Here is a 25,745-nt window from a genome sequence, read left to right on the forward strand (position 1 = left end):
GCGCCACAGGTGTGGCGCGGCGCCACGGCATCCAGTCCAGCTCTCCTGCGCGCCAGGGCTGGCATGCCGATTGCTTGATCGTTATCGACGCCCACCGGCCGGCACAGGCCGGGGCCGCCAGCGGACCATGTCCCGGTCCGCCACGACAACGATCGCCCGCCACGGGCAAGGAGACTAGACATGCAGACCGATCAAGCCGGCGCCGCCCTGGACGCCGTGCTCACGCGCCTGAACACGGCGCTGGGCAACAAGGACATCGACGGCGTCGCGGCCCTGTTCCAGGATGACTGCTACTGGCGCGACCTGGTGCTGTTCACCTGGAACATCCGCACGCTCGAAGGCCATGGCCAGATCCGCGACATGCTGCAACACCAGCTGTCGCAGGTGGAGCCGGTGCGCTTCAGCCTGGATCCGAAGGAAACCGTGTCGCAGGAGGCCGGCCTGCTGCAAGGCTGGATCGAGATCGAGACCAACCGCGCGCGCGGCTACGGCCACATCCGCGTCCAGGACGGCAAGATCTGGACTCTGCTGACCACCATGTCCGAACTCAAGGGGCACGAGGAACCCAGCGGCCTGCGCCGCCCCAAGGGCGCCGAACACGGCAGCAGCCGCACGCGCCAGACCTGGCTGGAAAAACGCGAGCAGGAAGCCGCCGAACTGGGCTACCAGACCCAGCCCTACGTGCTCATCATCGGCGGCGGCCAAGGCGGCATCGCGCTGGGCGCACGCCTGCGCCAACTGGACGTGCCGACCATCATCATCGAAAAGAACGAACGCGCCGGCGACAGCTGGAGAAAGCGTTATAAGTCCCTGTGCCTGCACGACCCGGTCTGGTACGACCATCTGCCCTACATCCCCTTTCCGGAGAACTGGCCCGTCTTCGCGCCCAAGGACAAGATCGGCGACTGGCTGGAGATGTACACCAAGATCATGGAGCTCAACTACTGGACCTCCAGCGTCTGCCAGTCGGCCCGTTACGACGAGCAGAAACAGGAATGGGAGGTCACGGTGCTGCGCGAGGGCAAGCCCGTGGTACTGCGGCCCAAGCAGCTGGTGCTGGCCACCGGCATGTCCGGCAAGCCCAATGTCCCCTCCTTCCCCGGCCAGGACGAATTCCAGGGCGAACAGCAGCATTCTTCGCAACACCCCGGCCCGGACGCCTACCGCGGCAAGAACGTGGTCGTCATCGGCGCCAACAACTCCGCGCACGACATCTGCGCGGCGCTGTGGGAGGGCGGGGCCAACGTCACCATGGTGCAGCGCTCGTCCACCCACATCGTGCGTTCCGACACGCTGATGGACATCGGCCTGGGCGGCCTGTATTCGGAGCAGGCGCTGGCCAACGGCATGACCACCCGCAAGGCCGACCTGACTTTCGCGTCCCTGCCCTACAAGATCATGGCGCAGTTCCAGATCCCGCTCTACGACCAGATGCGCGAACGCGACGCCGGGTTCTACGCCAAGCTCGAAGAGGCCGGCTTCATGCTGGACTGGGGCGACGACGGTTCGGGCCTGTTCATGAAGTACCTGCGGCGCGGCTCCGGCTACTACATCGACGTCGGCGCCTGCGATCTGATCATCGACGGCAGCGTCAAGCTGCAGTCACGCACCGACGTCAGCCACCTGACACGCGACGCCGTGGTGCTGAAGTCCGGCGTCAGCCTGCCGGCTGACCTGGTGGTCTATGCCACCGGCTACGGCTCGATGAACGGCTGGGCCGCCGACCTGATCAACCGCGAGGTCGCGGACAAGGTCGGCAAGTGCTGGGGCCTGGGCTCGGACACCACCAAGGACCCAGGCCCATGGGAAGGCGAGCAGCGCAACATGTGGAAGCCCACGCAGCAGGAAGCGCTCTGGTTCCATGGCGGCAACCTGCACCAGTCGCGGCACTACTCGCAGTACCTGTCCTTGCAGCTGAAGGCGCGGCAGGTGGGCGTGCCGGTGCAGGTCTATGGCTTGCAGGAAGTGCACCACAAGCGCTAGGCGCCCGCCCTGCGTCCCATTGGGGCGGGCTTGCGCCCGCCCCGCCGCCGAGGTAAATTGTTGACAATCTTGCGTCACACGGCGCTTTTTTCCGAATTTTTCTTCCCATAGCGGAAAGATTGTCAACACAATGAGCAAGGTGCTGACCCTGCCCGGCGCCGCCCCCGGCGACAACGAGACGCTTGCGGAACACATCTTCCGCAAGATCCAGTCCGCCATCGTCAAGGGTGAAATCGCCCCCGGCAGCAAGATTTCCGAGCCCGAGCTGGCCCGCATCCATGGCGTCAGCCGCGGCCCGCTGCGCGAGGCCCTGCACCGCCTGGAAGGCCAGAAGCTGCTGGTGCGCGTGCCCCACGCCGGCGCCCGCGTGGTGTCGCTGTCGCAGCAGGAACTGTCCGAACTCTATGAAATCCGCGAATCGCTGGAAGGTATGGCCTGCCGCCTGGCCGCCGAACGCATGCCGCCCTCGGAAATCGCCGAGCTGCGCGCCGTGCTGGAAGCGCACGAACGCGACGAAGCCTTCCAGGCCGGGCTGGGCTATTACCAGCAGGAAGGCGACTACGATTTCCACTACCGCATCGTCAAGGGCAGCGGCAACCAGATGCTGTTCCGCATGCTGTGCGACGAGCTCTACCAGCTGGCGCGCATGTACCGCATCCAGTATTCGACCACCCCCAACCGCCCCCGGCAGGCCTACGCCGAACACCACCGCATTCTGGATGCCATCGCCGACGGCGATGGCGAGTTGGCTGAAATCCTGATGCGCCGCCACATCCGCGCATCCCGTATCAACATCGAACAGCAGATCGCGCAGGGCAACCTGCAGCGCACCGAGGCATGAACCAAAACTACCGCAAGCCCCTGCCCGGCACCCGCCTGGACTACTTCGACACCCGCGCCGCCGTCGAGGCGATCTCGCCCGGGGCCTACGACCGCCTGCCCTACACCTCGCGCGTGCTGGCGGAAAACCTGGTGCGCCGTTGCGATCCGGCCATGCTGACCGACGCGTTGAAGCAGCTGATCGAGCGCCGCCGCGATCTGGACTTCCCGTGGTTCCCGGCGCGCGTGGTCTGTCACGACATTCTCGGCCAGACCGCGCTGGTCGACCTGGCCGGCCTGCGCGACGCCATTGCCGACAAGGGCGGCGACCCCGCCAAGGTCAATCCGGTGGTGCCGGTGCAGCTGATCGTCGACCACTCGCTGGCCGTGGAATACGGCGGCGACGACCCCGACGCCTTCGCCAAGAACCGCGCCGTGGAAGACCGCCGCAACGAAGACCGCTTCCATTTCATCGACTGGACCAAGCAGGCCTTCCGCAACATCGAAGTCGTGCCGCCGGGCAACGGCATCATGCACCAGATCAACCTGGAACGCATGTCGCCCGTCATCTACACGCAGGACGGCGTGGCATTCCCCGACACGCTGGTCGGCACCGACAGCCACACGCCGCACGTGGACGCGCTGGGCGTGATCGCCATCGGCGTGGGCGGCCTGGAAGCCGAGAACGTCATGCTGGGCCGCGCCTCGTGGATGCGCCTGCCCGACATCATCGGCGTGGAACTCACCGGCCGCGCGCAGCCCGGCATCACTGCCACCGACATCGTGCTGACCCTGACCGAATTCCTGCGCAAGGAGAAGGTCGTGGGCGCCTACCTGGAGTTCTACGGCGCAGGTGCCGCCAGCCTCACGCTGGGCGACCGCGCCACCATCTCGAACATGGCGCCCGAGTACGGCGCCACCGCCGCGATGTTCTCGATTGACCAGCAGACCATCGACTACCTGCGCCTGACCGGCCGCGAGGACGAGCAGATCGCCTTGGTCGAGAACTACGCCAAGACCACGGGCCTGTGGTCCGACAGCCTGAAGCAGGCCGAATACGAACGCGTGCTGCGCTTCGACCTGTCCAGCGTGGTGCGCACCCTGGCCGGTCCGTCCAATCCGCACCGCCGCCTGCCGGTCAGCGACCTGGCCGAGCGCGGCATCTCCGGCGTGGTGGAAAACAATCCCGGCCAGATGCCCGACGGCGCCGTGATCATCGCCGCCATCACCAGCTGCACCAACACCAGCAATCCGCGCAACGTCATCGCCGCCGGCCTGTTGGCGCGCAACGCCAACCGCGCGGGCCTGACCCGCAAGCCCTGGGTCAAGAGCTCGCTGGCGCCGGGATCCAAGGCCGTCTCGCTGTACCTGGACGAAGCCGGCCTGACGCCGGAACTGGAACAGCTGGGCTTCGGCGTCGTGGCCTTCGCCTGTACCACTTGCAACGGCATGTCGGGCGCGCTGGACCCGGTCATCCAGCAGGAAATCATCGATCGCGACCTCTACGCCACCGCCGTGCTGTCCGGTAACCGCAACTTCGACGGCCGCATCCATCCCTATGCCAAGCAGGCCTTCCTGGCCTCGCCGCCGCTGGTCGTGGCCTATGCCATTGCCGGCACCATCCGCTTCGACATCGAGCGCGACGTGCTCGGCACGGACGCCGCCGGCCGCGAGATCCGTCTCAAGGACATCTGGCCCAGCGACGAAGAGATCGACGCCGTGGTGAAGTCGGCGGTCAAGCCCGAGCAGTTCCGCAAGGTCTACGCCCCCATGTTCGGCATCCAGGACGACCGCAAGGCCGCCGTCAGCCCGTTGTACGACTGGCGTGCGCAGAGCACCTACATCCGCCGCCCGCCATACTGGGAAGGCGCGCTGGCAGGCGAGCGCACGCTGCGCGGCATGCTGCCGCTGGCCGTGCTGGGCGACAACATCACCACCGACCACCTGTCGCCGTCCAACGCCATCCTGATGGACAGCGCCGCGGGCGAATACCTGCACAAGATGGGCCTGCCCGAAGAGGACTTCAACTCCTACGCCACCCACCGCGGCGACCACCTCACCGCGCAACGCGCCACCTTTGCCAACCCCAAGCTCTTCAACGAAATGGTGAAGAACGCGGACGGCACGGTGAAGCAAGGCTCGCTGGCCCGCGTGGAACCTGAAGGCAAGGTCATGCGCATGTGGGAAGCCATCGAAACCTACATGGACCGCAAGCAGCCGCTGATCATCGTGGCCGGCGCCGACTACGGCCAGGGCTCGTCGCGCGACTGGGCCGCCAAGGGCGTGCGCCTGGCTGGCGTGGAAGCCATCGTCGCCGAAGGCTTCGAACGCATCCACCGCACCAACCTCATCGGCATGGGCGTACTGCCCCTGGAATTCAAGGCGGGCGTGAACCGCAAGACGCTGGCCCTGGACGGCACCGAAAGCTATGACGTCATCGGCGAGCGCAAGCCGCGCGCCGACCTGACGCTGGTGATCCACCGCCGCAACGGCAAAACCGTCGAAGTCCCCGTGACCTGCCGCCTGGACACGGCCGAAGAGGTCTCGATCTACGAAGCCGGCGGCGTGCTGCAGCGCTTTGCCCAGGACTTCCTGGAAGCTTCCGGCGCCGACAAGAAAGCCGGCTGATCCGCCATAGGCGGGACGGGCGCCGCGGCGCCCGCCCCAACACCCATCATCAGGACTGCCCCATGACCCATGCTCCCCAGACCAAGATAGCCGCCACCTACATGCGCGGCGGCACCAGCAAAGGCGTGTTCTTCAAGCTCGACGACCTGCCCGAGTCCGCGCGCGTGCCCGGCGCCGCGCGCGACGCGCTGCTCATGCGCGTGATCGGCAGCCCCGATCCCTATGGCAAGCAGATCGACGGCATGGGCGCGGCCACCTCCAGCACCAGCAAGACCGTCATCATCGGCAAAAGCACGCGCCCCGACCATGACGTGGACTACCTGTTCGGCCAGGTCTCCATCGACCAGCCCTTCGTGGACTGGAGCGGCAATTGCGGCAACCTGTCCGCCGCCGTCGGGCCGTTCGCCATCACCAACGGCCTGGTCGACCCCGCCCGCGTGCCGCAGGACGGCGTCGCCGTCGTGCGCATCTGGCAGGCCAACATCCAGAAAACCATCATCGCGCACGTCCCCATGACGGGCGGCGCGGTGCAGGAAACCGGCGACTTCGAACTGGACGGCGTGACCTTCCCGGCGGCTGAACTGCGCCTGGAATTCATGGACCCGGCCGAGGAAGGCGACGGCGGTTCCATGTTCCCCACCGGCAAGCTGGTGGACGACCTGGAAGTGCCTGGCATCGGCACGTTCAAGGCCACCATGATCAACTCCGGCATCCCCACGATCTTCCTGGACGCCGAAGCCTTGGGCTACCGCGGCACCGAACTGCAGGACGACATCAACGGCGACGCGGCCGCGCTGGCGCGCTTCGAGACCATCCGCGCCCACGGCGCGCTGCGCATGGGCCTGATCAAGACGCTGGAAGAGGCCGCCAGCCGCCAGCACACGCCCAAGGTCGCCTTCGTGGCGGCGCCCAAGGAATACGTGTCCTCCAGCGGCAAGAAGATCGGCGCGGGCGACATCGACGTGCTGGTGCGCGCGCTCTCCATGGGCAAGCTGCACCACGCCATGATGGGCACCGCGTCCGTCGCCATTGCCACCGCGGCGGCGGTGCCGGGCACGCTGGTCAACCTGGCCGCGGGCGGCGGCGAACGCGACAACGTCTGCTTCGGCCATCCGTCCGGCACCTTGCGCGTCGGCGCCGAGGCCAAGCTGGTCGACGGCGAATGGAAGGTCACCAAGGCCATCATGAGCCGCAGCGCCCGCGTGCTGATGGAAGGCCGGGTGCACGTGCCGCGCGAGGGCTTCTGATCCGGCTTGCCGTTTCCTGCATGAAGAACGGGGCTTGCAAGCCCCGTTTTTTTTTTCGCAGCGCCAGCGCCTCAGCCCTTCGCTCCCGCCGCCTCCAGCAGGCGCACGACTTCGGTCTGTCCGCGCTCACGCGCATGACGCAGCGGCGTCACGCCCTTGCCGTCCGCCAGGTTGACGTCGGCGCCGGCTTCGATCAGCCGCTTGACGATCGCCTGGTGACGCGCGCCGCCATCGCCCAGGATCACGGCTTCCAGCAGGCCGGTCCAACCCAGGTTGTTCACATGGTCCGCGTCCACGCCGGCGCGCAGCAGCATGTCCACCACTTCGACGTGGCCGCGCTCGCATGCGGGAATGAGGGCAGTGCCGCCGTAGCGGTTGGTGCTTTTCAGGTCAGCGCCGTGCGCCAGCGTCAGCGCCAGGATCTCGCGATAGCCGCGGGCGCCGGCCAGCAGGTAGGCGCTGTCGCGGATCGAGTTCTGCGCATTGACGTTGGCGCCGGCCTCGATCAGGACGCGTGCCGCTTCGACATGATTGCCCTGCGTCGCGCGCAGCAGCGGCGTATTGCCGTCCGCATCGCGCGTATCCACGGCAGCGCCCTGCCCCAGCATCTGCTTGACGCGGGCAGCGTCGCCACTGCCCGCGGCGGCCAACAGCGCGGTGTCCGGGCCCGCGGCCGCGGCTACGCCCCCCATGCCCAACAGGAATGCCGCCAGCCAAAGACGGCCCGCACGAAAGATAGACATTGGTATTTCCTCCAGATCAACAGCTTGAGGCAAGCCGAATCGACTCGCGGCCCCGTGAGATTCCAAGTATGGCGGCCGGCCCAAGTATTATGAAATTAATTGGCTTGATAGATTCGAGTGGACATCCCAATGCTAGATCCCGTCCTGCTGCGCAGTTTTCTTACCGTCGTGGACACGGGCAACTTCACCCGCGCCAGCGAACACCTGCACCTGACGCAATCCACCGTCAGCCAGCACGTCATCCGGCTGGAAGAGAACCTGGGCTGCCGCCTGCTGGACCGCACGCAGCGCCATGTCCTGCCCACCGAGGAGGGCGAGCGCCTGCTGGGCTATGCGCGCAGCATCCTGCGGCTGGCTGAGGAGGCGCGCGAAAACGTGGCCGCCGCCCAGGCCAGCGCCGTGGTGCGCGTGGGCGCGCCCGAGGATTTCATGGGCGCCACGCTGATGCCTACCCTGGCCGCCGTGGAAGCGGCCTATCCGCGCCTGCGCGTGGAAGTCGAAGGCGGCCTCAGTCATCAGCTGCTGCGGCGCTACCGCGATGGCGAACTGGACCTGCTGCTGGTCAAGCAATGGGAAGTGGACGCCGATTGCGATGCGCACTGGCCCGAACCCCTGTGCTGGATCACCGCCCGCGATGCGCCGCCGCCCGCGCCCGACACCGCCGTGCCGCTGGTGGCCTTTCCGTCCGGCGCGCTGTACCGCCAGGAAATGACCGCCATGCTGGAAACCAGCGGCAAGCCCTGGCATGTGCGCTTTTCCAGCCCCAGCCTGCCCAGCCTGAGCGCTGCCGTCGCCGCGGGACTGGGGATCAGCCTGCTGCCTGCCGCCTGCGCCAGCGCCGAACACCGGCTGCTCACGCCCGAGGAAGGATTTCCGGCGCCGCGCGGCCTGCACTTGTCGCTGTATGCGCGCTCGCGGCTCAGCGATGCGGGTCACGCGCTGCGGCGCGCATTGCAGGACTTCTGCACGCAACGCGCCGCGCAGGTCACACCGCCGGCGTGACGCCAGCGTATGCCCGAGCCGCCTCGCCCACGGGTTCGCCCTTGCGGAACAAAGCGCGCTGGCTCGGCACCGCGGCAACCGCGGCGGCGCCGTTGGGCACGGGCAGCACCACGAAGGTCGCCTCATTGCCCACCTGCAGGCCGTACCCGCCCAGGCCCAGCACCGCCGCGCCCGCATGCGACGCCATGTGCAAGGCCGTCAACAGATCGTCGTCCGTGTAGAAGCCCGAGCGGTAGCCGATCAGCATCGCACGCTGCAGCATGTCGCCATTGCCATAGGGCCACCAGCAATCCTGGATGTTGTCATTGCCCGTGAATACGCGCACGCCCGCCGCGCGCAGCGCCAATACCGGCGGAAAGGCCCGGTCACCTGGCGCGTTCGTCATGATCGCCACGCCGGCGTCGGCCAGCTTGCGCGCCACATCCTCCAACGCCCTCTGGCCGACATCGCCCAGCGCATAGGCGTGGCTGATGGCGACCCGACCCGCCAGGCCCAGCGCCTGCGCGCGCGCGGCAATGCGCGCAATCTGCGCAACGCCCTGCTCGCCCGGCTCATGCAGGTGGATATCGATCTTGGCGCCCAGCCGCTCAGCGATGCCGAACACGCAATCCAGCTGGCCTTCGGCATCGCCGTCCAGCGTGGAGGGATCGATGCCGCCCACTACCCCGGCGCCTTCGCGCACGGCCGCTTCCAGCCATTGCGGCGTGCCCGGACAGGACATCACGCCGGCCTGCGGGAACGCCACCAGTTCGATATCGACAATGCCGCGCCATTTCTCGCGCGCCGCCATGACGGCATGCAGATTCGCCAAGCCGGTCGTGGCATCTACGTCCACGTGGCAGCGCATCGCCACCGTGCCGAACGCCGCGGCTTGCGCGATAAGGACATCGGCGCGCCCCTCGATGGGCGGCGCGGCCGCAAGCTCTTCTTTCTCGATGGCCAGCCGTTCGCGCAGGCTGTCCGCGGGCCGGTGCGGCCGCCAGCGGTCGCCGACGAAACTCTTGTCCAGATGGATATGGCCGTCGACAAAGCCCGGCAGCACCAGGTGTCCGCGCAGGTCGGTCACCTGCGCCGCGCCCAGGACGGGCGGCTCGGCGCCCAGCGCCAGGATGCGGCCATCGCGCACGTGCATGTATAGGGGATTGCCGTCTGCTCCCACGGCATTGAGGTATACGCGGTCTGTCATGTGTCGTCTCGGTCTTGCGCGGCCACGCCGTACGCATGGCCCGGGCTTGCGTACACCTTATCGGATGGCGCGCACGGCGGCCAATTAAGTGTTGCGATACCCGCCAATGCGATTCGCGATACCCGCGCATGCACGCCTGGCGGACGCAAGCTGGACTAGCGCGGGGTATGTCCCTATACTTGGCGCCTGTTGTAGTTCATTACGCATGCAGCCAGGCGATGCACATCGCTGGAAGCATCCATCACACGGCCGCGCACAGCGGCCCGGCGTGTAACGCCGAAACACCCACACCCAGCCGTAAAGGCTGCGGAACAAAACTCCTGCTTACCAGGCAGGACCATCGCTCGCCGCATCGGGCAACGTAAAAAAGCAACCAGCGTTCTGCGCTATGCGGCAGCAAGACACCTATACGGTGTGCCTTATTGCTGTCCGTCCGCGGGCGTGTCCAGTCACGTCCGCGCCGGGCAGGCATGCGATCGCGCCTACGGCCGCTCGCCTGGTGTTTCGGCTGCGTCAAAGGGGTTTGCCGCCCATCGCATCCCGCGGAAACGGCCTTCATGCAGCCATGACTGTCCGTCATGAACACGCTGTCAAGGAGAAAGGACGAAGACGATGCAAGAGACAGAATTCTTTCAGCTATCCGCCACCACCGCCATCCTGCTGCTGGTCGGGTTCTATGGCGCGACGTTCCTCATGTCGCTGCTTATCGGCCAGAAGAACGAAAACGTCGATGGCTACATGGTGTCGAACAACGCGGTCGGCTTCGGCCTGTCCACCGCCAGCATGATCGCAACCTGGATCTGGGCCGCATCGTTCTACGCCAGCGCCACCTCGGGCTACAAGTACGGCCTGTCAGGCCCCTTGCACTACGGCTTCTGGGGCGCGCTGATGATTCTCTTCATCTATCCCTTCGGCAAGCGCTTCCGCAAGCTGGCGCCCAAGGCGCACACGCTGGCCGAAGTCATACACGCGCGCCACGGCACCTCCAGCCAGATGATCATGGCGGTGTCGAACATCGTGGGCAGCTGCATCAGCCTGATGGTGAACTTCACGGCGGCGGGCGCGCTGGTCTCGATCCTGAGCCCGCTCACCTTCATCCAGGGCGTGCTCATCGCCGGCCTGGGCGTGCTGTCGTACACACTGTGGTCGGGATTCCGCACTTCCGTAATGACGGATTTTGCGCAGCTGGCCGCCATGATCATCGCGGCGGTCGTCATCATCCCGCTCATCTTCTTCAACGCGGGCGGACCCGACGTGCTGTCGGAAAACATGTGGCGCCTAAGCGCCGACCAGGCGGACTTCTATTCCACCCGCGCCATCCTGGAACAGGGCGCGCCCTATTTCGTGGCCGTGCTGGCCTACGCCATCGGCAACCAGACCATCGCCCAGCGCCTGTTCGCGGTGCGCGAAGACCTGATCAAGCCCACGTTCCTGACGGCCACGGCGGGATATGGCGCCGTCGTGATCGGACTGGGCATGCTGGGGCTGCTGGCGCTTTTCGTCGGCCTGGAGCCCGCCAACGGCGACATGAACAACATCATCCCGCAGATGGCCTCGACCTACCTGCCGCCCTTCGGCATTGCGCTGTTCTTCCTGCTGGTGGTGGGCTCGCTGTCTTCGACCGCCGACTCCGACCTGGCCGCGTTGTCTGCCATCGTCATGACTGATGTTTACGCCAAGAACCTGGCCGGCGGCCGCCCCGATCCGCGCCGCATGCTGTGGTGGGGCCGTATCACCATGATCGTCGCCACGATGATAGGCGTGATATTCGCCAGCCTGCGCCTGGATATCCTGGTCATGCTGGTGTTCGTCGGCGCGCTGTGGGGCGCCATCGTTTTCCCCGTCATCGCCAGCTTCTACTGGGACCGCGTCGACAACCGCGCCTTCGTCAGCGCCGTGCTCAGCGCCGTGATCCTGTTCACCGTCGTGCGCTTTGAATTGCTACCCATCACCGGCGCGGTCGCCGTGTTCTTCGAGATCTGCTCGGCCATCGGCGGCGGCGTGGTGCTGGGCCTCATGACGTTCGGCTTCTTCGGCCGCACCGCGGCGCTCGCGGTGGGCGCCCTGGGCATGCTGGTCATGCTGCCCGTGTTCGTAGGCACCTTGCGCGAGTACATCGTCCTGATGGGCTCGCTGACCGCCTACGGCGTCAGCGCCACGGTCTGCGCCGGTCTCAGCCTGCGCAACCAGCAGCGCTTCGATTTCAGCCTGTTGGCGGACCGCGTGACTTCCTTCCAGGAAGCGCAGGACGCGCTTTCCGCGCCCGCCGTGCAACGCCCCGAAATCCAGCCGGCCCAAGGCTGAGCATCCATTCAGCAACAAGGAGACTGATATGTGGTTGACGTTCTACTTCCTGGTGTGGCCCGCCATTTCCGCCCTCATCCTGGCGCTGCTGTGCGTGACGCTGTGGCGGGACATCCGCGCTGCCAGGCGCAGCGGCCAAGCGATGGTCTGAGGCCGTACGCTGGGGGCCGTTGCATTCACGCCAGCCGCAACGGACGCTGGGCCTGCGACTGCGCTTCAAGGTAGACCGCGTGCGTGTCCGCCACGAAGCGGGACAGGGCGAAGTCCCGCACTGCCTTTTCCCGCGCCGCGCGCCCCATGGGACCCAGTAGCTGCGGTTGCGCCAGGATCTCGCGCAGCACGCCTGCCACGGCCTCGGGCGTGCGCGCCGGGACCACCCAGCCGTCCAGCCCGGGATACACATTCTCGGCCAGCCCGCCGGCATTGCTGACGATGACCGGCACACCCATGGCCATCATCTCGCGGCACGCGAACGAGATGGTCTCCATCTCCGAGGACAGCACAAAGCCCACGTCCAGCGCGGCCACGAAGGACCGCACGTCGTCCAGCAGGCCCGAGAAGATCACCTGATCTTCCATGCCCAGTTCACGCACCCGCCGGCGCTGAGGTTCGCCGGGAGGCTCGCCAGCGATCATGATGACGATACGCGCCCGCAGCTCGACAGGCAGCAAGGACAGGGCCTCGACCATGTCCGGCCAGCGCTTGTAGTCCGCGGTGCCCGCATTGCTGCCGACCACCAGCCGGCCCGCGTGCGCAGCCGGCAGCCAACGGCGGCGGGCTTCAGCCCTCGCCTGCGGCGCGGGGGGCATGAACCGCTCCACGTCCACGCCATTGCGCACGGTGCGCAGGCCGCAGCGCCCGAATGCGCTGCCCGCCAGCTTGCGGCGCGTGTGCTCGCACACACAGATGACGCGGTCCGTCGCCAGCCGGGCGCGCAGCGTCGCGCCCAGGCTGCTGGCGATCCGGTCGTTGTGCTGCGTATACACCACCGCAGGGCTGTCCGCCCCCAGCCCCAAGCCTGCCAGCATGCACACACGATGGTCGGCAGAACCGTTGACGTGCGCGATGTCGAAGCGTTCCTGCACCAGCAGTCGCCGCAGGCGCCGTGCATTGGGCAGCGCGGCCAGCAGGCCGCCGCGGAAATCCAGCGCTTCGACCCGCACGCCCGGCATCGCCAGGGCCGTCTTGAACAGCCGGCTGTCTGGCGGCGCCGCCACGACGATATCGTGCGCGCCGCGCAGCGCGCCGGCCAGCGACAGCACATACGTGGTATGCCCGCCGCCATCGCCGCGATGGAAATTGGTGTACAGGATCTTCATCGAGCAACGCCGGTTCAGGCCCTGGACGGACCGGTCCCCGCGGCCGCCATCCGCGCATATCCCCGTGCACGTTTCGGCGCGCAAGGTGCATAATGCGCCGCAACGGCAATTTCATCGTTGGCCGTTTCAAAGCTCTTCGAGACAGATTTTCGAGCACTCACGGATCGCTCCTTGTGTTTCAGCGCCGCCAAGCGGGAACTTGGCAGACACGCTGAACTCTACGCAGTCGGCAATTACAGAAGCCGGACCGACTCATTACATTTGTGCAAGGAATGCGAGGCGCCCCATGCGTATCCTCTTGATCGAAGATGAAAGAAAGCTCGCGGACTACGTCCGCAAAGGATTGACCGAGCACAACTACGTGGTCGACATCGCCCGCGACGGTATCGACGGACGGCACGCCGCCATCGAGGGCGATTACGACGTGGTGGTGCTGGACGTGATGCTGCCCGGCGTCGACGGTTTCGGCGTGCTGGCGGACCTGCGCAAGCACAAGGAAACGCCGGTCCTGATGCTGACCGCCCGCGACAAGGTGGAAGACCGCGTGCGCGGCCTGGAAGGCGGCGCGGACGATTACCTCGTCAAGCCTTTCGCCTTTTCCGAGCTGCTGGCGCGGATCCAGGCCCTGCTGCGCCGCGGCCGCGGGCAGGAGTCGACGCTGCTCAAGCTTGCCGACCTGGAGATGGACCTGGCGCGGCGCAAGGCGCAACGCGGCGGCATGCGCCTGGACCTGACCGCCAAGGAATTCACGCTGCTGACGCTGATGCTGCGCCGCCACGGCCAGGTGCTGTCCCGGACGGTGCTGGCCGAGCAAGTCTGGGACATGAACTTCGACAGCGACACCAACGTCATCGAAGTCGCCGTGCGGCGCCTGCGGGCCAAAATAGACGACCCGTTCGAAACCAAGCTGCTGCATACCGTGCGCGGCATGGGCTACGTGCTGGAGCTGCGCGAAAAATGAAGCTGCCGCGCATCGCTTCGATGGAAATCCGCCTCACGCTGCTGCTCGGCATCATTGCGCTGGTGGTGTCCAGCATCGCCGGCTACACCTTGTTCTGGGCCTTGAAGCGCGAGGTGCAGCGCCAGGAGATCACCGAGGTGGCCGGCAAGCTGGAACTCATCAACCACCTTATCGGCATGCAGACCACGCTGGCGCAGATGCAGGATCTGCGTAGCGCCCTGGACAACATCATGGTCGGTCACGGCAATCTCAAGACCTGGATCACGCTCGCCGACGGCAGCGTGTTCTACGGCGAGGCGCCGCCCGTGGACGTGCGGCCGCTGTCCGGGCGCGAGATCAGGCTGCACTCGCAGGACGGCTGGAACATGCGCGGGCTGCGCGAGCCGCTGGAAGGCACGCTGCTGCCGGGGGCCGAGCTCACCGTGGCCGTTAACCTGCGCCCTGGAACGCAGTTCCTGTATGCCTTCGCCACCGCGCTGGTCCTGATCTGCGCCACCTGGGTCGGCGCCACGCTGGTGCTGTCGGCATGGGCGGTGCGGCGCTCACTGTCGCCCATCCGCCGCCTGTCCCAGCAGGCCGCCCGGATCCAGCCGGACAATCTTGCCGTGCGCCTGCCGGAACAGGGCATAGACCGCGAGCTGCGCGAATTCACTCATACCTTCAACGGCATGCTGGGCCGGGTGCAAACGGCCTACCAGCAGATGGAAGGCTTCAACGCCGACGTGGCGCACGAACTGCGCACGCCCCTGGCCACGCTGATCAGTGGCGCCGAGGTCATCCTGTCGTCCCCCCGTTCCGAGCAGGAGCTGCGAGAGGTGCTGGAATCCAACCTGGAGGAGCTGGAAGGGCTGAAGGCGCTGGTCAACGACATGCTGTTCCTGGCCCGCGCCGACGGCGGCGAACCAGCGGGGGACCTGCAGGAAGTGGACGTGCGCCGCGAGGTCGCCCGCGTGGCCGAGTACTACGAAGCCGCGCTGGACGAAGCCGGCGTGTCCATGACCGCGCACGGCGCCGCCATCCTGATGGCCAACCCGCGGCTGTTGCGGCGCGCCATCGCCAACCTGCTCAGCAACGCCATCCGGGCCACGCCACGGGGACGCGGCATCGACCTCTATTGCATCACCCGGCAAGAGGAGATCGAGATCAGGGTCAGGAACCCCGGCGCGCCGATCGCAGCCGAGGCGCTGCCGCGCATCTTCGACCGCTTCTATCGCGGCGACGATGCCCGCAGCCGGCGCGCCGACGGGCACGGCCTGGGCCTGGCCATCGTCCGCGCCATTGCCCGCATGCACGGCGGCAACGCGTTCGCGCGCTGCGGCGGTCAGGGCACCGAGGTCGGCTTCACGCTGTCCCGGACGCCGAACATTACAGGAAAGTAATCCTCCCGACAGGTTGCGGTGTGGAGCGCGTCACTAAAGTGGCGCCTCCTACCCCCAATTCGAGTCTAGAGGATACGCATGAAGAAACTGGTGAAACTCGCACAAGGCGCCGTGGCCGCGGGCGTCTTTTTGCTTTCCTTCGGCGCCATGGCTGCCCCCGGCCACGGCGCGGGCCACGGCGGCGGCCATGACGCCGCCGCCCCCATCGGCAAGCCCGGCAACCCCGCCAAGGTCTCGCGCACGATCGTGGTCGACATGACGGATGCAATGCGCTTCACGCCGGACAAGATCGACGTCAAGGCGGGCGAGACCATCCGTTTCAAGGTCACCAACTCCGGCAAGATCCGCCACGAAATGGTGCTGGGCACCACGGCAGACCTGAACAGCCACTACCAGATGATGCTCAAGGACCCGGGCATGCGCCACGAGGAGCCGAACTCCGTGTCCCTGGAAGCGGGCAAGGCCGGCGACATCGTCTGGACCTTCGACAAGGCGGGAACCGTCGCCTTCGCCTGCCTGGAGCCCGGACACTATCCCGCCGGCATGAAGGGCGCGGTTTCCGTCAAGTAATCCACTGCCGGGATGCCGGTCCGGCTACCGGGGAGATAGAGCATGAGTAGAGCAGTTTCGAATCCGCGCCGCCGGTTTGTGCAGGGCCTGGCCACGGGCGGCGCGCTGGCCGGCATGGGTCTGTGGAGCCCGTCTTCTTGGGCGCAGGCCGGCGCCGCCCGGCAGAGCGTGCTGTCGGGCACCGAGTTCAACCTGGAGATCGGCGAGAGCCCCGCCAATTTCACTGGCGCTCCCCGCATCGCAACCACGGTCAACGGCATGCTGCCCGCGCCCACGCTGCGTTGGCGCGAAGGCGACCGCGTCACGCTGCGCGTCACCAACCGCCTGCGCGAAGACACCTCGATCCACTGGCACGGCATCATCCTGCCCACCGGCATGGACGGCGTTCCCGGCCTGAGCTTTCCCGGCATCGCGCCCGGCGAAACCTTCACGTACCAGTTCGACGTGGGGCAAAGCGGCACGTACTGGTATCACAGCCATTCCGGCTTCCAGGAACAAACGGGACTGTACGGCGCCATCGTCATCGACCCCAAGCGCCCGGACCCGGTGCGCGCGGACCGCGACTATGTGGTGCTGTTGTCCGACTGGACCGACGAGGATCCCATGAGCGTGTTCCGCAAGCTCAAGGTGATGCCCGACTACTACAACTACATCCAGCCCACCGTCGGCAGCCTGATCGACGACGCCGAAAAATCCGGCTGGAAGAATGCGCTGAACGAGCGGCTCATGTGGCAGAAGATGCGCATGAACCAGACCGACCTGGCCGACGTCTCGGGCGCAACCTATACCTTCCTTACCAACGGCAAATCGCCGGCCGGCAACTGGACCGGTCTGTTCCGTCCGGGCGAACGGATCCGCCTGCGCTTCATCAACGGGTCGGCCATGACCTACTTCGACGTGCGCATCCCCGGCCTGAAGATGACGGTGGTGGCCGCCGACGGCCTCGCCGTGCGGCCCGTGGAGGTGGAAGAGTTCCGCATCGCCGTGGCCGAGACCTATGACGTCATCGTCGAACCGCAGGACGAGCGCGCCTACACGATCTTTTCGCAGGCCATGGACCGCTCCGGCTATGCGCGCGGCACGCTGGCCCCGCGCGAGGGCATGCAGGCCGAGATCCCGGCGCTGGACCCGGTGCAGGTGCTGACCATGATGGACATGGGCATGGCGCACGACATGCCCGGTATGGACATGGGCGGCTCGCAAGCGGGGGGAATGGACCACGGCGCTCAGGGTGCGATGAACCATGGAGCTCAGGGCGGCATGAATCACGGCTCCATGGCCGGCATGGACCACGCCGGCATGGCAGGAATGGCAGGCATGAACCATGGCGCGGGCGGCAACGAAGGCGGCATGGTCGAGGTCAAGCATCCCTACCCCGCCGAGTACAGTCCCGCCAACTCCATGGTGCCTGACATCGTTTCGACCCGGCTGGACGATCCAGGCGTGGGCCTGCGCAACAACGGCCGCCGCGTGCTGACCTATGCGGACCTGCACTCCATGGTCGAACCCGCGGACAACCGCCCGCCGACTCGCGAGATCGAACTGCACCTGACCGGCAACATGGACCGCTACATGTGGTCGTTCAACGGGCTGAAGTTCACCGAGGCCAAGCCCATCGTGCTCAAGTATGGCGAGCGCGTGCGCTTCGTGCTGGTCAACGACACCATGATGACGCACCCCATCCACCTGCATGGCTTGTGGAGCGACCTCGAATCCGCCGACGGCAATTTCCAGGTGCGCAAGCACACGATCAGCCTGAACCCGGCGCAGCGCCTCACTTACCGCGTCAGCGCGGACGCGCGCGGCAACTGGGCCTATCACTGCCACTTGCTGTTCCACATGGAGGCCGGCATGTTCCGCGCGGTCGTCGTGGAATAGGGGGAATAATGAGAACAACGACATCCAGAATGCACTGGTCCGGGCTCGTCGCGGGCGCCGCCCTTCTTGCGGCCGCATCCGGACTGGCCCAGGCGCAGGCGCCGGCCGGAACGATGGACGGCATGGACCATGGCTCGATGCAAGGCATGGACCACAGCTCGATGCCTGGCATGAACCATGGATCGACGCAGGGTCAGAATCCGACCTCGACGAAGAGCATGGCCCCCGGTTCAATGAAAGGCATGGACCACGGCTCAATGCCGGGCATGGATCACAGTTCGATGCCGGGCATGGATCACGGCGCCATGCCCGGCATGGACGAATCCCCGCCCAAAGGCCCGCCGGTGGGATCCCTGCCCTCCAGCGACGGCAGCACGGAGCAGCGCTACGCCGCCTACCGCATCCATCCGCACATGATGGACAACGTCGTCACCAGCCACCTGCTGTTCGACAAGCTTGGCGTCGCCTACGACCGCAACGAACAGACCAGCCTGCAATGGGACGGCCAGTTCTGGATCGGCCGCGATCTGAACAAGCTGTGGATCAAAAGCGAAGGCGATCGCCTGAACGGCAGCACGGACGCCAAGATCGAGGCCTTCTGGAGCCACACGATCTCGCCGTTCTGGGACCTGCAACTCGGTGCGCGGCGCGATTTCGGCACGGGACCGAAGCGCAACTGGGCGGCGTTCGGCGTGCAAGGCGTGGCGCCCTACGGCATCGAAACCGAAATCACCGGCTACGTCGGCGGATCCGGCAGAACCGCGCTGGCGTTGAAGGCGGAATACGACCTGCTGCTCACGCAGCGCCTGATCCTGACGCCTGAAATCGAAGCCAGCCTGAACGGCAAGAATGACGAGGCGCGCGGCGTGGGTTCCGGGCTGTCGGACGCATCGTTCTCCTTGCGGCTGCGCTACGAGGTCACGCGCGAATTCGCCCCGTATGTCGGGGTGTCGTTCGGACGCAAGTTCGGCAAGACCGCCAGCTACGCCAGCGAAGCCGGAGAAAGCCGTTCCGAACGCGCGATCCTGGCCGGCGTGCGCATCTGGTTCTAAGTATCGCCGGCGCCGCAACTCGCGGCGTCGGCCAGAACTTTTTCAACTGCTACGGCCGCATCCGCGCGATCTGTGCTGAAACACGGCCGTTTCCGTCCGAACATTACAGGAATGTAAACCGCCAGCAATGTGACGGTCAGACGCGCCTCCCTATAGTGGCCCCTTTGTCCACACAGCGGCGGAGCGGCAATGCTTGAAGCGATGGATCTTGGTTGCATGCGCGCGGAGCGCCCGCTGTTCAAGCAACTGGCCTTGCAGGTGGCGCCCGGCGAATGCCTCTTCGTCCACGGACGCAACGGCAGCGGCAAGACCAGCCTGCTGCGCATTCTGGCGGGCTTGGCGCAGCCCGCTCGCGGCAAGGTGCTGTGGCAGGGACTCGGCATTTCGCAACTTGGCAGCAACTATCGCAGCCAGTTCTTCTATTTGGGGCATGCCGACGGCCTCAATGGTGAACTCAGCGCTATCCAGAATCTGCGGGCGCTACAGGCCGCAAGCGGACACGCGGAGCGTCCCGCGGCGATTGCCTCCGCGCTGCACGAGGCAGGACTCGACGACAAGCAGCATCTTCCTATCCGCGCCCTGTCGGCTGGCCAGAGGCGGCGGGCGGCCCTCGCCCGCCTGCTTGCCGAATTCCGCCCCCTCTGGATTCTCGACGAACCCGTGACCGCCCTGGACGCCACCGCTCACGCGTGGCTGGCGCGCGCCATGGATCGCCATCTGCGCGATGGCGGCGCGATCGTGGCGACGAGCCATCAGGCGATCGCGCTGGACCATGCGCACAAGCAGATCCGGCTTGGCTCCTAGCGCATGAGTTCCATGCCGAAATTGCTCGCAGCCATTGCGCTGCGCGACCTGCGCATCGCCCAACGGCGCGCCAGCGACACGCTGACGCCGCTGGCCTTCTTCCTGGTGGCTGCCAGCCTGTTTCCCCTGGCGGTCGGCCCCGAACGGGAAACGCTGCGCGTCATTGCGCCAGGCGTGCTCTGGGTGACGGCCTTGCTGTCCTGCCTGATGTCGCTGGGCCGCCTGTTCGAGGCAGACCATCGCGACGGTTCACTGGAGCAGTTGATACTGTCCGCCGCGCCCTTGCCGGTGATCGTGCTGGGCAAGGTAGCTGCCCACTGGCTGCTGTCCGGTTTGCCGCTGACCTTGCTTGCGCCCGTGCTGGGCCTGCAATTCGGCCTGGATGCCGCCGCCCTTCTGATCCTGACGCTGGGCCTGGCCATCGGCACGCCCGCGCTTGGCCTGATCGGCGCCATAGGCGCGGCGCTCACCTTGACCGCGCGCGGCGGCGGCGCGCTGCTGGCCCTGCTGGTGCTGCCCCTCTTCATTCCCATTCTGGTATTCGGCGCGGGCGCTGTGCAGGCAGCGCAAAGCGGCCTGGGCGCGAATGCGCACCTGTCGCTGTTGGGCGCCGTGCTGGCCTTGTCCCTGTTCCTCGCGCCGCTGGGCGCGGCCGCCGCCCTACGCATCTCGCTTGAATGAGGAACCCATGATCCGCTGGTTTCACTATGCCTCGCCCAAGGCCTTCTATCCCCTGGCCGGAAAAGCAATCCCCTGGTTCGCCACGGCCGCGGTCCTGCTGGCCGCGGCCGGCCTCTATATCGGCTTTATCGCCGCGCCCGCCGATTTTCAGCAGGGCCAGGGCTACCGCATCATCTTCGTCCATGTCCCGGTCTCCTGGATGTCGATGTTCGTTTATCTGGTGATGGCGTTCTGGGCGCTGGTCCACCTGGTTTTCAACAGCAGGCTGTCAGCCATGATGATCGCCGCGCTGGCGCCTACCGGCGCGTTGTTCACGTTTCTTTCGCTGTGGACCGGCGCGCTATGGGGCAAGCCCATGTGGGGCGCCTGGTGGGTCTGGGATGCGCGGCTGACCTCGGAATTGATCCTGCTGTTCCTGTACGCGGGCTATATCGCGTTGAGGGCCGCCATCGACGATCCGCAGCGTGCCGACCGCGCCGGATCGGTGCTGGTGCTGGCCGGCGTGGTCAACATTCCCATCATCTATTTCTCGGTGCAATGGTGGAGCACCTTGCACCAGGGCGCTTCGGTCTCGCTGACCGCCGCACCAAGCATGGCCGGCATCATGCTCGCCGGCATGCTGCTGATGTCCCTGGCCGCGTGGATGTACAGCATCGCAACGGCGCTGGCGCGCCTGCGCTGCATCGTGCTCGAGCGCGAGCGGCACGCGGCCTGGATCCGCGAACAATGGAGTAGCGAATGATGCACTGGTCCAGTCTGGGCGAGTTCCTCGCCATGGGCGGTTATGCGCTTTACGTGTGGGGATCGCTGCTGATGACGGCGTTCCTGCTGGGCAGCGAACAGCTGCTGCTGGCGCGCCGCCGCCGCGCAATCCTGGCGGGGCCGCCCCCCGTTCAATGGCGGGAGGGCGGCGATGAGTAAGCGGACACGTCGCTTGTGGCTCGTCCTGGGCGGGCTGGCCTCGGTGGGCGTGGCCAGCGCGCTGGTGCTCAACGCCTTCCAGAGCAATCTGGTGTTCTTCTACACGCCCACCCAGGTCAGCAATAACGAAGCGCCGGCTGGACGCGCCTTCCGCGTGGGCGGCATGGTCGAAGGCGGCAGCGTGCAGCGCACGCCGGGCTCGCTCACCGTCCGTTTCGTCGTGACCGATACGGCCCACACCGTCCGCGTGGCCTATGAAGGCATCCTGCCGGACCTGTTCAGCGAAGGAAAGGGCGTCGTGGCGCAGGGCCGGCTGGACGGCGATGGCCTGTTCCGCGCCGACGAGGTGCTGGCCAAGCATGACGAGAACTACATGCCGCCCGAGGCACAGCACGCGATCGATCAGGCCGTATCGCAGGCCGCACCGAAGACCGCCCCCCAGGAGGCCCGCTCCCGATGATTCCGGAACTCGCTCATTTCGCCCTGATCCTGACGCTGTTCGTGGCGCTGGTGCAAGGTGCGCTCGCGCTGCGCGGCGCGGCCCTGGACCGCGCGGACTGGATCGCCATTGCGCGGCCCGCCGCGCAGATCCAGTTCCTGCTGGTTTCGTTCAGCCTTGGGGCGCTGATCTGGTCTTTCGCGGCCAAGGACTATTCGGTGGCCTATGTGGCCTACAACTCGAACTCCCAATTGCCCTTGTTCTACCGCATCGCGGCGACCTGGGGCGGGCATGAAGGCTCGCTGCTGCTATGGATGTTCATGCAGACGGGCTGGGCCGGCGCGGTCAGCCTGTTTTCGCGGCAGTTGCCCGACGCCATGGTCGCGCGCGTGCTCGGCGTGCTGGGCCTGATCAGCGCGGGCTTCCTGCTGTTCGTGCTGCTGACGTCGAATCCGTTCGAACGCCTGGTCCCGGCCCCGGCTGACGGATTGGACCTGAACACGCTGCTGCAGGACATCGGCCTGATCTTCCACCCGCCGCTGCTGTACATGGGCTATGTCGGGTTCTCGGTGGCGTTTGCGTTCGCCATCGCCGCGCTGCTGTCGGGCAATCTGGACGCGGTCTGGGCCCGCTGGTCGCGCCCATGGACCACTGCGGCGTGGCTGTTCCTGACGCTGGGCATCGCGGTCGGCAGCTGGTGGGCCTACTACGAGCTGGGTTGGGGCGGCTGGTGGTTCTGGGACCCGGTGGAAAACGCCTCCTTCATCCCCTGGCTGGCCGGCACGGCGCTGATCCACTCGCTGGCCGTGACCGAAAAGCGCGGCAGCTTCAAGAGCTGGACCGTGCTGCTGGCGATCGGCACGTTTGCGCTGGCCTTGCTGGGCGCGTTCCTGGTGCGTTCGGGCGTGCTGACCTCGGTGCATGCGTTCGCGACGGACCCGGCGCGCGGCGTATTCATCCTGGCGCTGTTCACCGCCACGGTCGGCAGCTCCCTGTTCCTGTATGCCCTGCGCGCGCCCCGGATCGGCCACGGCGGCCAGTTCGCGTTCGTATCGCGCGAATCGCTATTGCTGGTCAACAACGTGCTGCTGGCGGTTGCCGCCGCGAGCGTGTTGCTGGGCACGCTATATCCGCTGCTCATCGACGCGCTGGGCCTGGGCAAGCTGTCGGTCGGACCACCCTACTTCAACGCGGTCTTCGTGCCGCTGATGGCGCCCGCGCTGCTGCTCATGGCGGTGGGGCCCATGGCCAACTGGAAATCGGCCGATGCTGGCAGCCTGCTCAAACGCCTGTCGATTCCCGCGGCGCTGGCCGTGCTGGCGGGCGTGGGCGTTCCCCTGCTCTTCGAGCGTTGGTCCGGGGGCACGGCGCTGGGGCTGGGACTGGCCGCGTGGTTGGCGACCGCCATCGCCGTGGACGTCGTCAAGCGCATCCGCGCGACCCGCGACCGCTGGTGGCGCCAGCCACGCAGCTGGCTGGGCATGCATCTGGCTCACCTGGGCGTGGCGGTGTTCGTCACGGGGGTTACGCTGGTGGGCAGCTACGAGACCGAACAGGATCTGCTGATGCAGCCCGGGCAAAGCGCGCCAGTGGCTTCGTATCGCGTCGAATTCAAGGGCGTGGCGCGCGTGCGCGGCCCGAACTACGAATCCGATATGGGAACCTTCGCGCTCTACCGCGGCGAAAAGCGCCTGCGCGACCTGCATCCAGAAAAGCGCACTTATGCGTCCTCGGCGCTGCCGATGACGGAGGCGGCCATCGCCGCCAACGGCCTGCGCCATGTCTACGTCGCCCTGGGCGAACCCATGGAGCAAGGCGCCTGGAGCGTGCGCCTGTACTACAAGCCGTTCGTCGACTGGATCTGGGGCGGCTGCATCCTCATGGCCCTGGGCGGGCTGCTGGCGATCAGCGATCCGCGCTACCGCCTGAAGCGCCGCGAGAAAAAACAGCCGCAACGCGCAGTACCGCAGGCGCCGGCGGAGGCCCGGCCATGAGCCGCTACATCTGGCCCCTGGCGGGCTTCGTGGTGCTGGTGTTCTTTCTAGGAATAGGCCTGACCCTAAACCCGTCCGAAGTGCCGTCGCCGCTGATCGACAAGCCCGCGCCCGCGTTTGCCCTGCCCGAACTGCATGAGCCCCAGAAGACCTTCACGCCTGAGAGCATGAAAGGCCGGGTATGGGTGCTGAACGTCTGGGCGTCCTGGTGCTATGCCTGCCTGACGGAACACCCCTATATCCAGGAGTTGTCGTCGCAGCACGGCGTGCCTGTCATAGGCTTGAACTACAAGGACATACGGGACGAAGCCATCGCCTGGCTGGCGCGCAACGGCGATTCCTACGAGGCGTCCGTGTCCGACACCGACGGCAAGGTCGGCATCGACTACGGCGTCTACGGCGTGCCGGAGACCTTCGTCATCGACCAGGCCGGGACCATCCGCTACAAGCACATCGGCCCGGTGACGCGCGAATCGCTGCGCGACACCCTGCTTCCGCTGATCCGGGGGCTGCAATGAAGATACTCCTGCGCGTATTCGCGCTATCGCTGGCGTTGGGCTACGGCGCGGGCGCCCAAGGCTCGACTGACGACCGCCGCGTCACCGAGATCGCCTCGGAACTGCGCTGCCTGGTCTGCCAGAACGAATCCATTGCCGCCTCGCGCGCCGACCTCGCCGTCGATCTGCGCCGCGAGATCCGTCAGCAGCTGGACGCCGGCAAATCCGAGGCCGACATCCTGGCCTATATGGAGGCCAGGTACGGCGACTTCATTCTCTACCGGCCGCGCCTGAAAGCCTCCACGCTGCTGCTCTGGTTCGGCCCGGCTGCGCTGCTGGCCGCCGGGCTGGCCGCGCTGGCCCTGACCTTGCGCCGTCGCAGGCTGCGCCAGCGCCGCCCCGCGCTGACGCCTGCCGAGCGCCGGACTGCCGACGCCCTGCTGGGCGTCGACGCTGAAAAAGGATCTGGAACATGACTCAGCTCTTCTATCTGTCGGCCGCGTTGATGGCCGCCGTCGTCACCCTATGGCTGATCGCCGCCCTGCGGCGTGCGCCCGCCGCCAGCGCCGCCAACAAGCGCCGGGCGGCGAACGTGGCGGTGCTGCGCGACCAGCTGCGCGAGCTGGAGCGGGACCGCGCCAACGGCATCCTCTCGCAAGACGCCTTCGCCGAAGCGCGCACCGAGCTACAGCGGCTGGCGCTGGAAGAAGCCGGCGAAACGCAAGACCGTGCCACGGCGACGAACCCCGGCCGGCTGCTGCCTGCGAGCCTGGCCCTCGCGCTGCCTCTGGCCGCCATAATTGCCTATGTGGCGCTGGGCAACCCCGCCGCCATCGCCCCGCCTCAGGCGCCTGTCGCACAACCCGAGGTCACCGCCGCCGACATCCGGGCCATGGTGGCCAAACTTGAGACCCGCCTGGCGAGCAATCCCGACGACTATCAGGGGTGGCTGATGCTGGCCCGTTCCCACCGCTACTTCGGCCGGCACGCCGACGCGGTCCAGTCCTTTGCCCGGGCCGCGCCGGTGGTGGACAGCAACCCGGCAGCCCTGGCCGAGTACGCCGAATCGCTGGTGCTCAGCGCCAACCGGGGTTTCGGCGGACAGCCTGACCAGCTGTTGCGGCGCGCGTTGGACCTCAACCCCGAGGAGCCGCTGGCCCTGATGCTGGCGGGCGCAAGCCGCTTTGACCAGCGCGATTTCCCGGCGGCCATCGATTTCTGGCAACGCCTGCTGGCCAGGCTGCCTGCCGGCAGCGACATGGCGCGCACCGTCAATGAGGGCATCACGCTGGCCCGCCAGCGCCAGCGCGAAGGCGCTGCGCCATGATCGCGGCGGCC

General features: G+C 66.8%; 24 protein-coding genes. 21 read left to right on the forward strand and 3 right to left on the reverse strand.

Going from position 1 to position 25,745, the window contains the following annotated elements:
• Positions 1–180: 180 nt before the first annotated feature.
• The 4 genes from IB259_RS15025 to prpF all read left to right on the forward strand — a co-directional run bounded on the left by IB259_RS15025 (position 181) and on the right by prpF (position 6,677).
• Positions 181–1,983: an NAD(P)/FAD-dependent oxidoreductase gene (locus IB259_RS15025; protein WP_175159904.1), complete on the forward strand. Its 1,803-nt coding sequence runs from the start codon at positions 181–183 to the stop codon at positions 1,981–1,983.
• Between the two features lie 130 nt (positions 1,984–2,113).
• Positions 2,114–2,824 (forward strand): GntR family transcriptional regulator, encoded by a 711-nt coding sequence (locus IB259_RS15030; RefSeq protein ID WP_054452081.1) that lies wholly within the window; start codon positions 2,114–2,116, stop codon positions 2,822–2,824.
• On the forward strand, positions 2,821–5,430 hold the full coding sequence (acnD, locus tag IB259_RS15035; protein WP_192329412.1) for a Fe/S-dependent 2-methylisocitrate dehydratase AcnD: 2,610 nt from the start codon (positions 2,821–2,823) through the stop codon (positions 5,428–5,430). Before IB259_RS15030 ends, acnD begins: the two co-directional genes overlap by 4 nt.
• Positions 5,431–5,492: 62 nt before the next feature.
• Positions 5,493–6,677: a 2-methylaconitate cis-trans isomerase PrpF gene (gene prpF / locus IB259_RS15040; RefSeq protein WP_054452083.1), complete on the forward strand. Its 1,185-nt coding sequence runs from the start codon at positions 5,493–5,495 to the stop codon at positions 6,675–6,677.
• Positions 6,678–6,748: 71 nt separating this feature from the next.
• Here the strand turns inward: prpF and IB259_RS15045 are convergent, their stop codons facing one another.
• Positions 6,749–7,420, reverse strand: coding sequence for an ankyrin repeat domain-containing protein (locus IB259_RS15045; RefSeq protein ID WP_192329414.1), 672 nt, complete (start codon positions 7,418–7,420; stop codon positions 6,749–6,751).
• 129 nt (positions 7,421–7,549) lie between these two features.
• Between IB259_RS15045 and IB259_RS15050 the strand changes: the two genes are divergently transcribed.
• Entirely contained in the window at positions 7,550–8,422 is an 873-nt protein-coding gene (locus IB259_RS15050; RefSeq protein WP_054452085.1) for a LysR family transcriptional regulator, read from the forward strand.
• Here IB259_RS15050 and IB259_RS15055 read toward each other — a convergent pair.
• Positions 8,406–9,608 (reverse strand): amidohydrolase family protein, encoded by a 1,203-nt coding sequence (locus IB259_RS15055; protein ID WP_192329417.1) that lies wholly within the window; start codon positions 9,606–9,608, stop codon positions 8,406–8,408. The two genes, IB259_RS15050 and IB259_RS15055, sit on opposite strands and share 17 nt — an antisense overlap.
• A gap of 612 nt (positions 9,609–10,220) precedes the next feature.
• On the opposite strand from IB259_RS15055, the gene IB259_RS15060 reads away from it, so the two are divergent.
• Together IB259_RS15060 and IB259_RS31005 are read left to right on the forward strand one after the other, a co-directional pair.
• Entirely contained in the window at positions 10,221–11,912 is a 1,692-nt protein-coding gene (locus tag IB259_RS15060; RefSeq protein WP_054452087.1) for a sodium:solute symporter family protein, read from the forward strand.
• 28 nt (positions 11,913–11,940) lie between these two features.
• Positions 11,941–12,063 (forward strand): putative transporter small subunit, encoded by a 123-nt coding sequence (locus tag IB259_RS31005; protein WP_208949752.1) that lies wholly within the window; start codon positions 11,941–11,943, stop codon positions 12,061–12,063.
• Positions 12,064–12,088: 25 nt separating this feature from the next.
• Here IB259_RS31005 and IB259_RS15065 read toward each other — a convergent pair whose 3' ends face one another.
• Positions 12,089–13,231, reverse strand: coding sequence for a glycosyltransferase (locus tag IB259_RS15065; RefSeq protein WP_054452088.1), 1,143 nt, complete (start codon positions 13,229–13,231; stop codon positions 12,089–12,091).
• A gap of 286 nt (positions 13,232–13,517) precedes the next feature.
• Here IB259_RS15065 and IB259_RS15070 point away from each other — a divergent pair, with 286 nt between their 5' ends.
• From IB259_RS15070 to ccmI, 14 genes are all read left to right on the forward strand, one after another.
• A complete protein-coding gene (locus IB259_RS15070) occupies positions 13,518–14,192 on the forward strand; it encodes a heavy metal response regulator transcription factor (protein WP_119450383.1) in 675 nt (224 codons plus the stop codon).
• Positions 14,189–15,571, forward strand: coding sequence for a heavy metal sensor histidine kinase (locus IB259_RS15075; protein ID WP_192329419.1), 1,383 nt, complete (start codon positions 14,189–14,191; stop codon positions 15,569–15,571). The genes IB259_RS15070 and IB259_RS15075 overlap by 4 nt, the downstream gene beginning before the upstream one ends.
• A gap of 78 nt (positions 15,572–15,649) precedes the next feature.
• Positions 15,650–16,141: a plastocyanin/azurin family copper-binding protein gene (locus IB259_RS15080; RefSeq protein ID WP_042795260.1), complete on the forward strand. Its 492-nt coding sequence runs from the start codon at positions 15,650–15,652 to the stop codon at positions 16,139–16,141.
• Positions 16,142–16,183: 42 nt separating this feature from the next.
• Positions 16,184–18,019, forward strand: coding sequence for a copper resistance system multicopper oxidase (locus IB259_RS15085; RefSeq protein WP_192329421.1), 1,836 nt, complete (start codon positions 16,184–16,186; stop codon positions 18,017–18,019).
• A gap of 218 nt (positions 18,020–18,237) precedes the next feature.
• Positions 18,238–19,071, forward strand: a complete 834-nt coding sequence (locus IB259_RS15090; RefSeq protein ID WP_225591326.1) for a copper resistance protein B — start codon at positions 18,238–18,240, stop codon at positions 19,069–19,071.
• 189 nt (positions 19,072–19,260) lie between these two features.
• The gene (gene ccmA / locus IB259_RS15095) at positions 19,261–19,875 is read left to right on the forward strand and encodes a cytochrome c biogenesis heme-transporting ATPase CcmA (protein ID WP_125472239.1); all 615 of its coding nucleotides are present in this window, start codon (positions 19,261–19,263) and stop codon (positions 19,873–19,875) included.
• Positions 19,876–19,887: 12 nt separating this feature from the next.
• The gene (ccmB, locus tag IB259_RS15100) at positions 19,888–20,556 is read left to right on the forward strand and encodes a heme exporter protein CcmB (RefSeq protein WP_054452339.1); all 669 of its coding nucleotides are present in this window, start codon (positions 19,888–19,890) and stop codon (positions 20,554–20,556) included.
• A 7-nt stretch (positions 20,557–20,563) separates the two neighbouring features.
• A complete protein-coding gene (gene ccmC / locus IB259_RS15105; RefSeq protein WP_042795263.1) occupies positions 20,564–21,298 on the forward strand; it encodes a heme ABC transporter permease CcmC in 735 nt (244 codons plus the stop codon).
• Positions 21,295–21,477, forward strand: a complete 183-nt coding sequence (ccmD, locus tag IB259_RS15110; protein WP_370126740.1) for a heme exporter protein CcmD — start codon at positions 21,295–21,297, stop codon at positions 21,475–21,477. Before ccmC ends, ccmD begins: the two co-directional genes overlap by 4 nt.
• On the forward strand, positions 21,470–21,937 hold the full coding sequence (gene ccmE, locus IB259_RS15115; protein WP_175212657.1) for a cytochrome c maturation protein CcmE: 468 nt from the start codon (positions 21,470–21,472) through the stop codon (positions 21,935–21,937). The genes ccmD and ccmE overlap by 8 nt, the downstream gene beginning before the upstream one ends.
• Positions 21,934–23,910: a heme lyase CcmF/NrfE family subunit gene (locus IB259_RS15120; RefSeq protein WP_192329423.1), complete on the forward strand. Its 1,977-nt coding sequence runs from the start codon at positions 21,934–21,936 to the stop codon at positions 23,908–23,910. Before ccmE ends, IB259_RS15120 begins: the two co-directional genes overlap by 4 nt.
• Positions 23,907–24,428, forward strand: a complete 522-nt coding sequence (locus IB259_RS15125) for a DsbE family thiol:disulfide interchange protein (protein WP_054452096.1) — start codon at positions 23,907–23,909, stop codon at positions 24,426–24,428. The genes IB259_RS15120 and IB259_RS15125 overlap by 4 nt, the downstream gene beginning before the upstream one ends.
• Complete coding sequence (locus IB259_RS15130) at positions 24,425–24,883, forward strand: cytochrome c-type biogenesis protein (protein WP_082400815.1); 459 nt, start codon at positions 24,425–24,427, stop codon at positions 24,881–24,883. The genes IB259_RS15125 and IB259_RS15130 overlap by 4 nt, the downstream gene beginning before the upstream one ends.
• Complete coding sequence (gene ccmI, locus IB259_RS15135; RefSeq protein WP_119450387.1) at positions 24,880–25,734, forward strand: c-type cytochrome biogenesis protein CcmI; 855 nt, start codon at positions 24,880–24,882, stop codon at positions 25,732–25,734. The genes IB259_RS15130 and ccmI overlap by 4 nt, the downstream gene beginning before the upstream one ends.
• The last annotated feature ends 11 nt before the right edge of the window (positions 25,735–25,745 follow it).

Source organism: Achromobacter sp. ACM04 (assembly GCF_014851465.1).
Taxonomy (GTDB): Bacteria; Pseudomonadota; Gammaproteobacteria; order Burkholderiales; family Burkholderiaceae_B; genus Achromobacter; species Achromobacter aegrifaciens.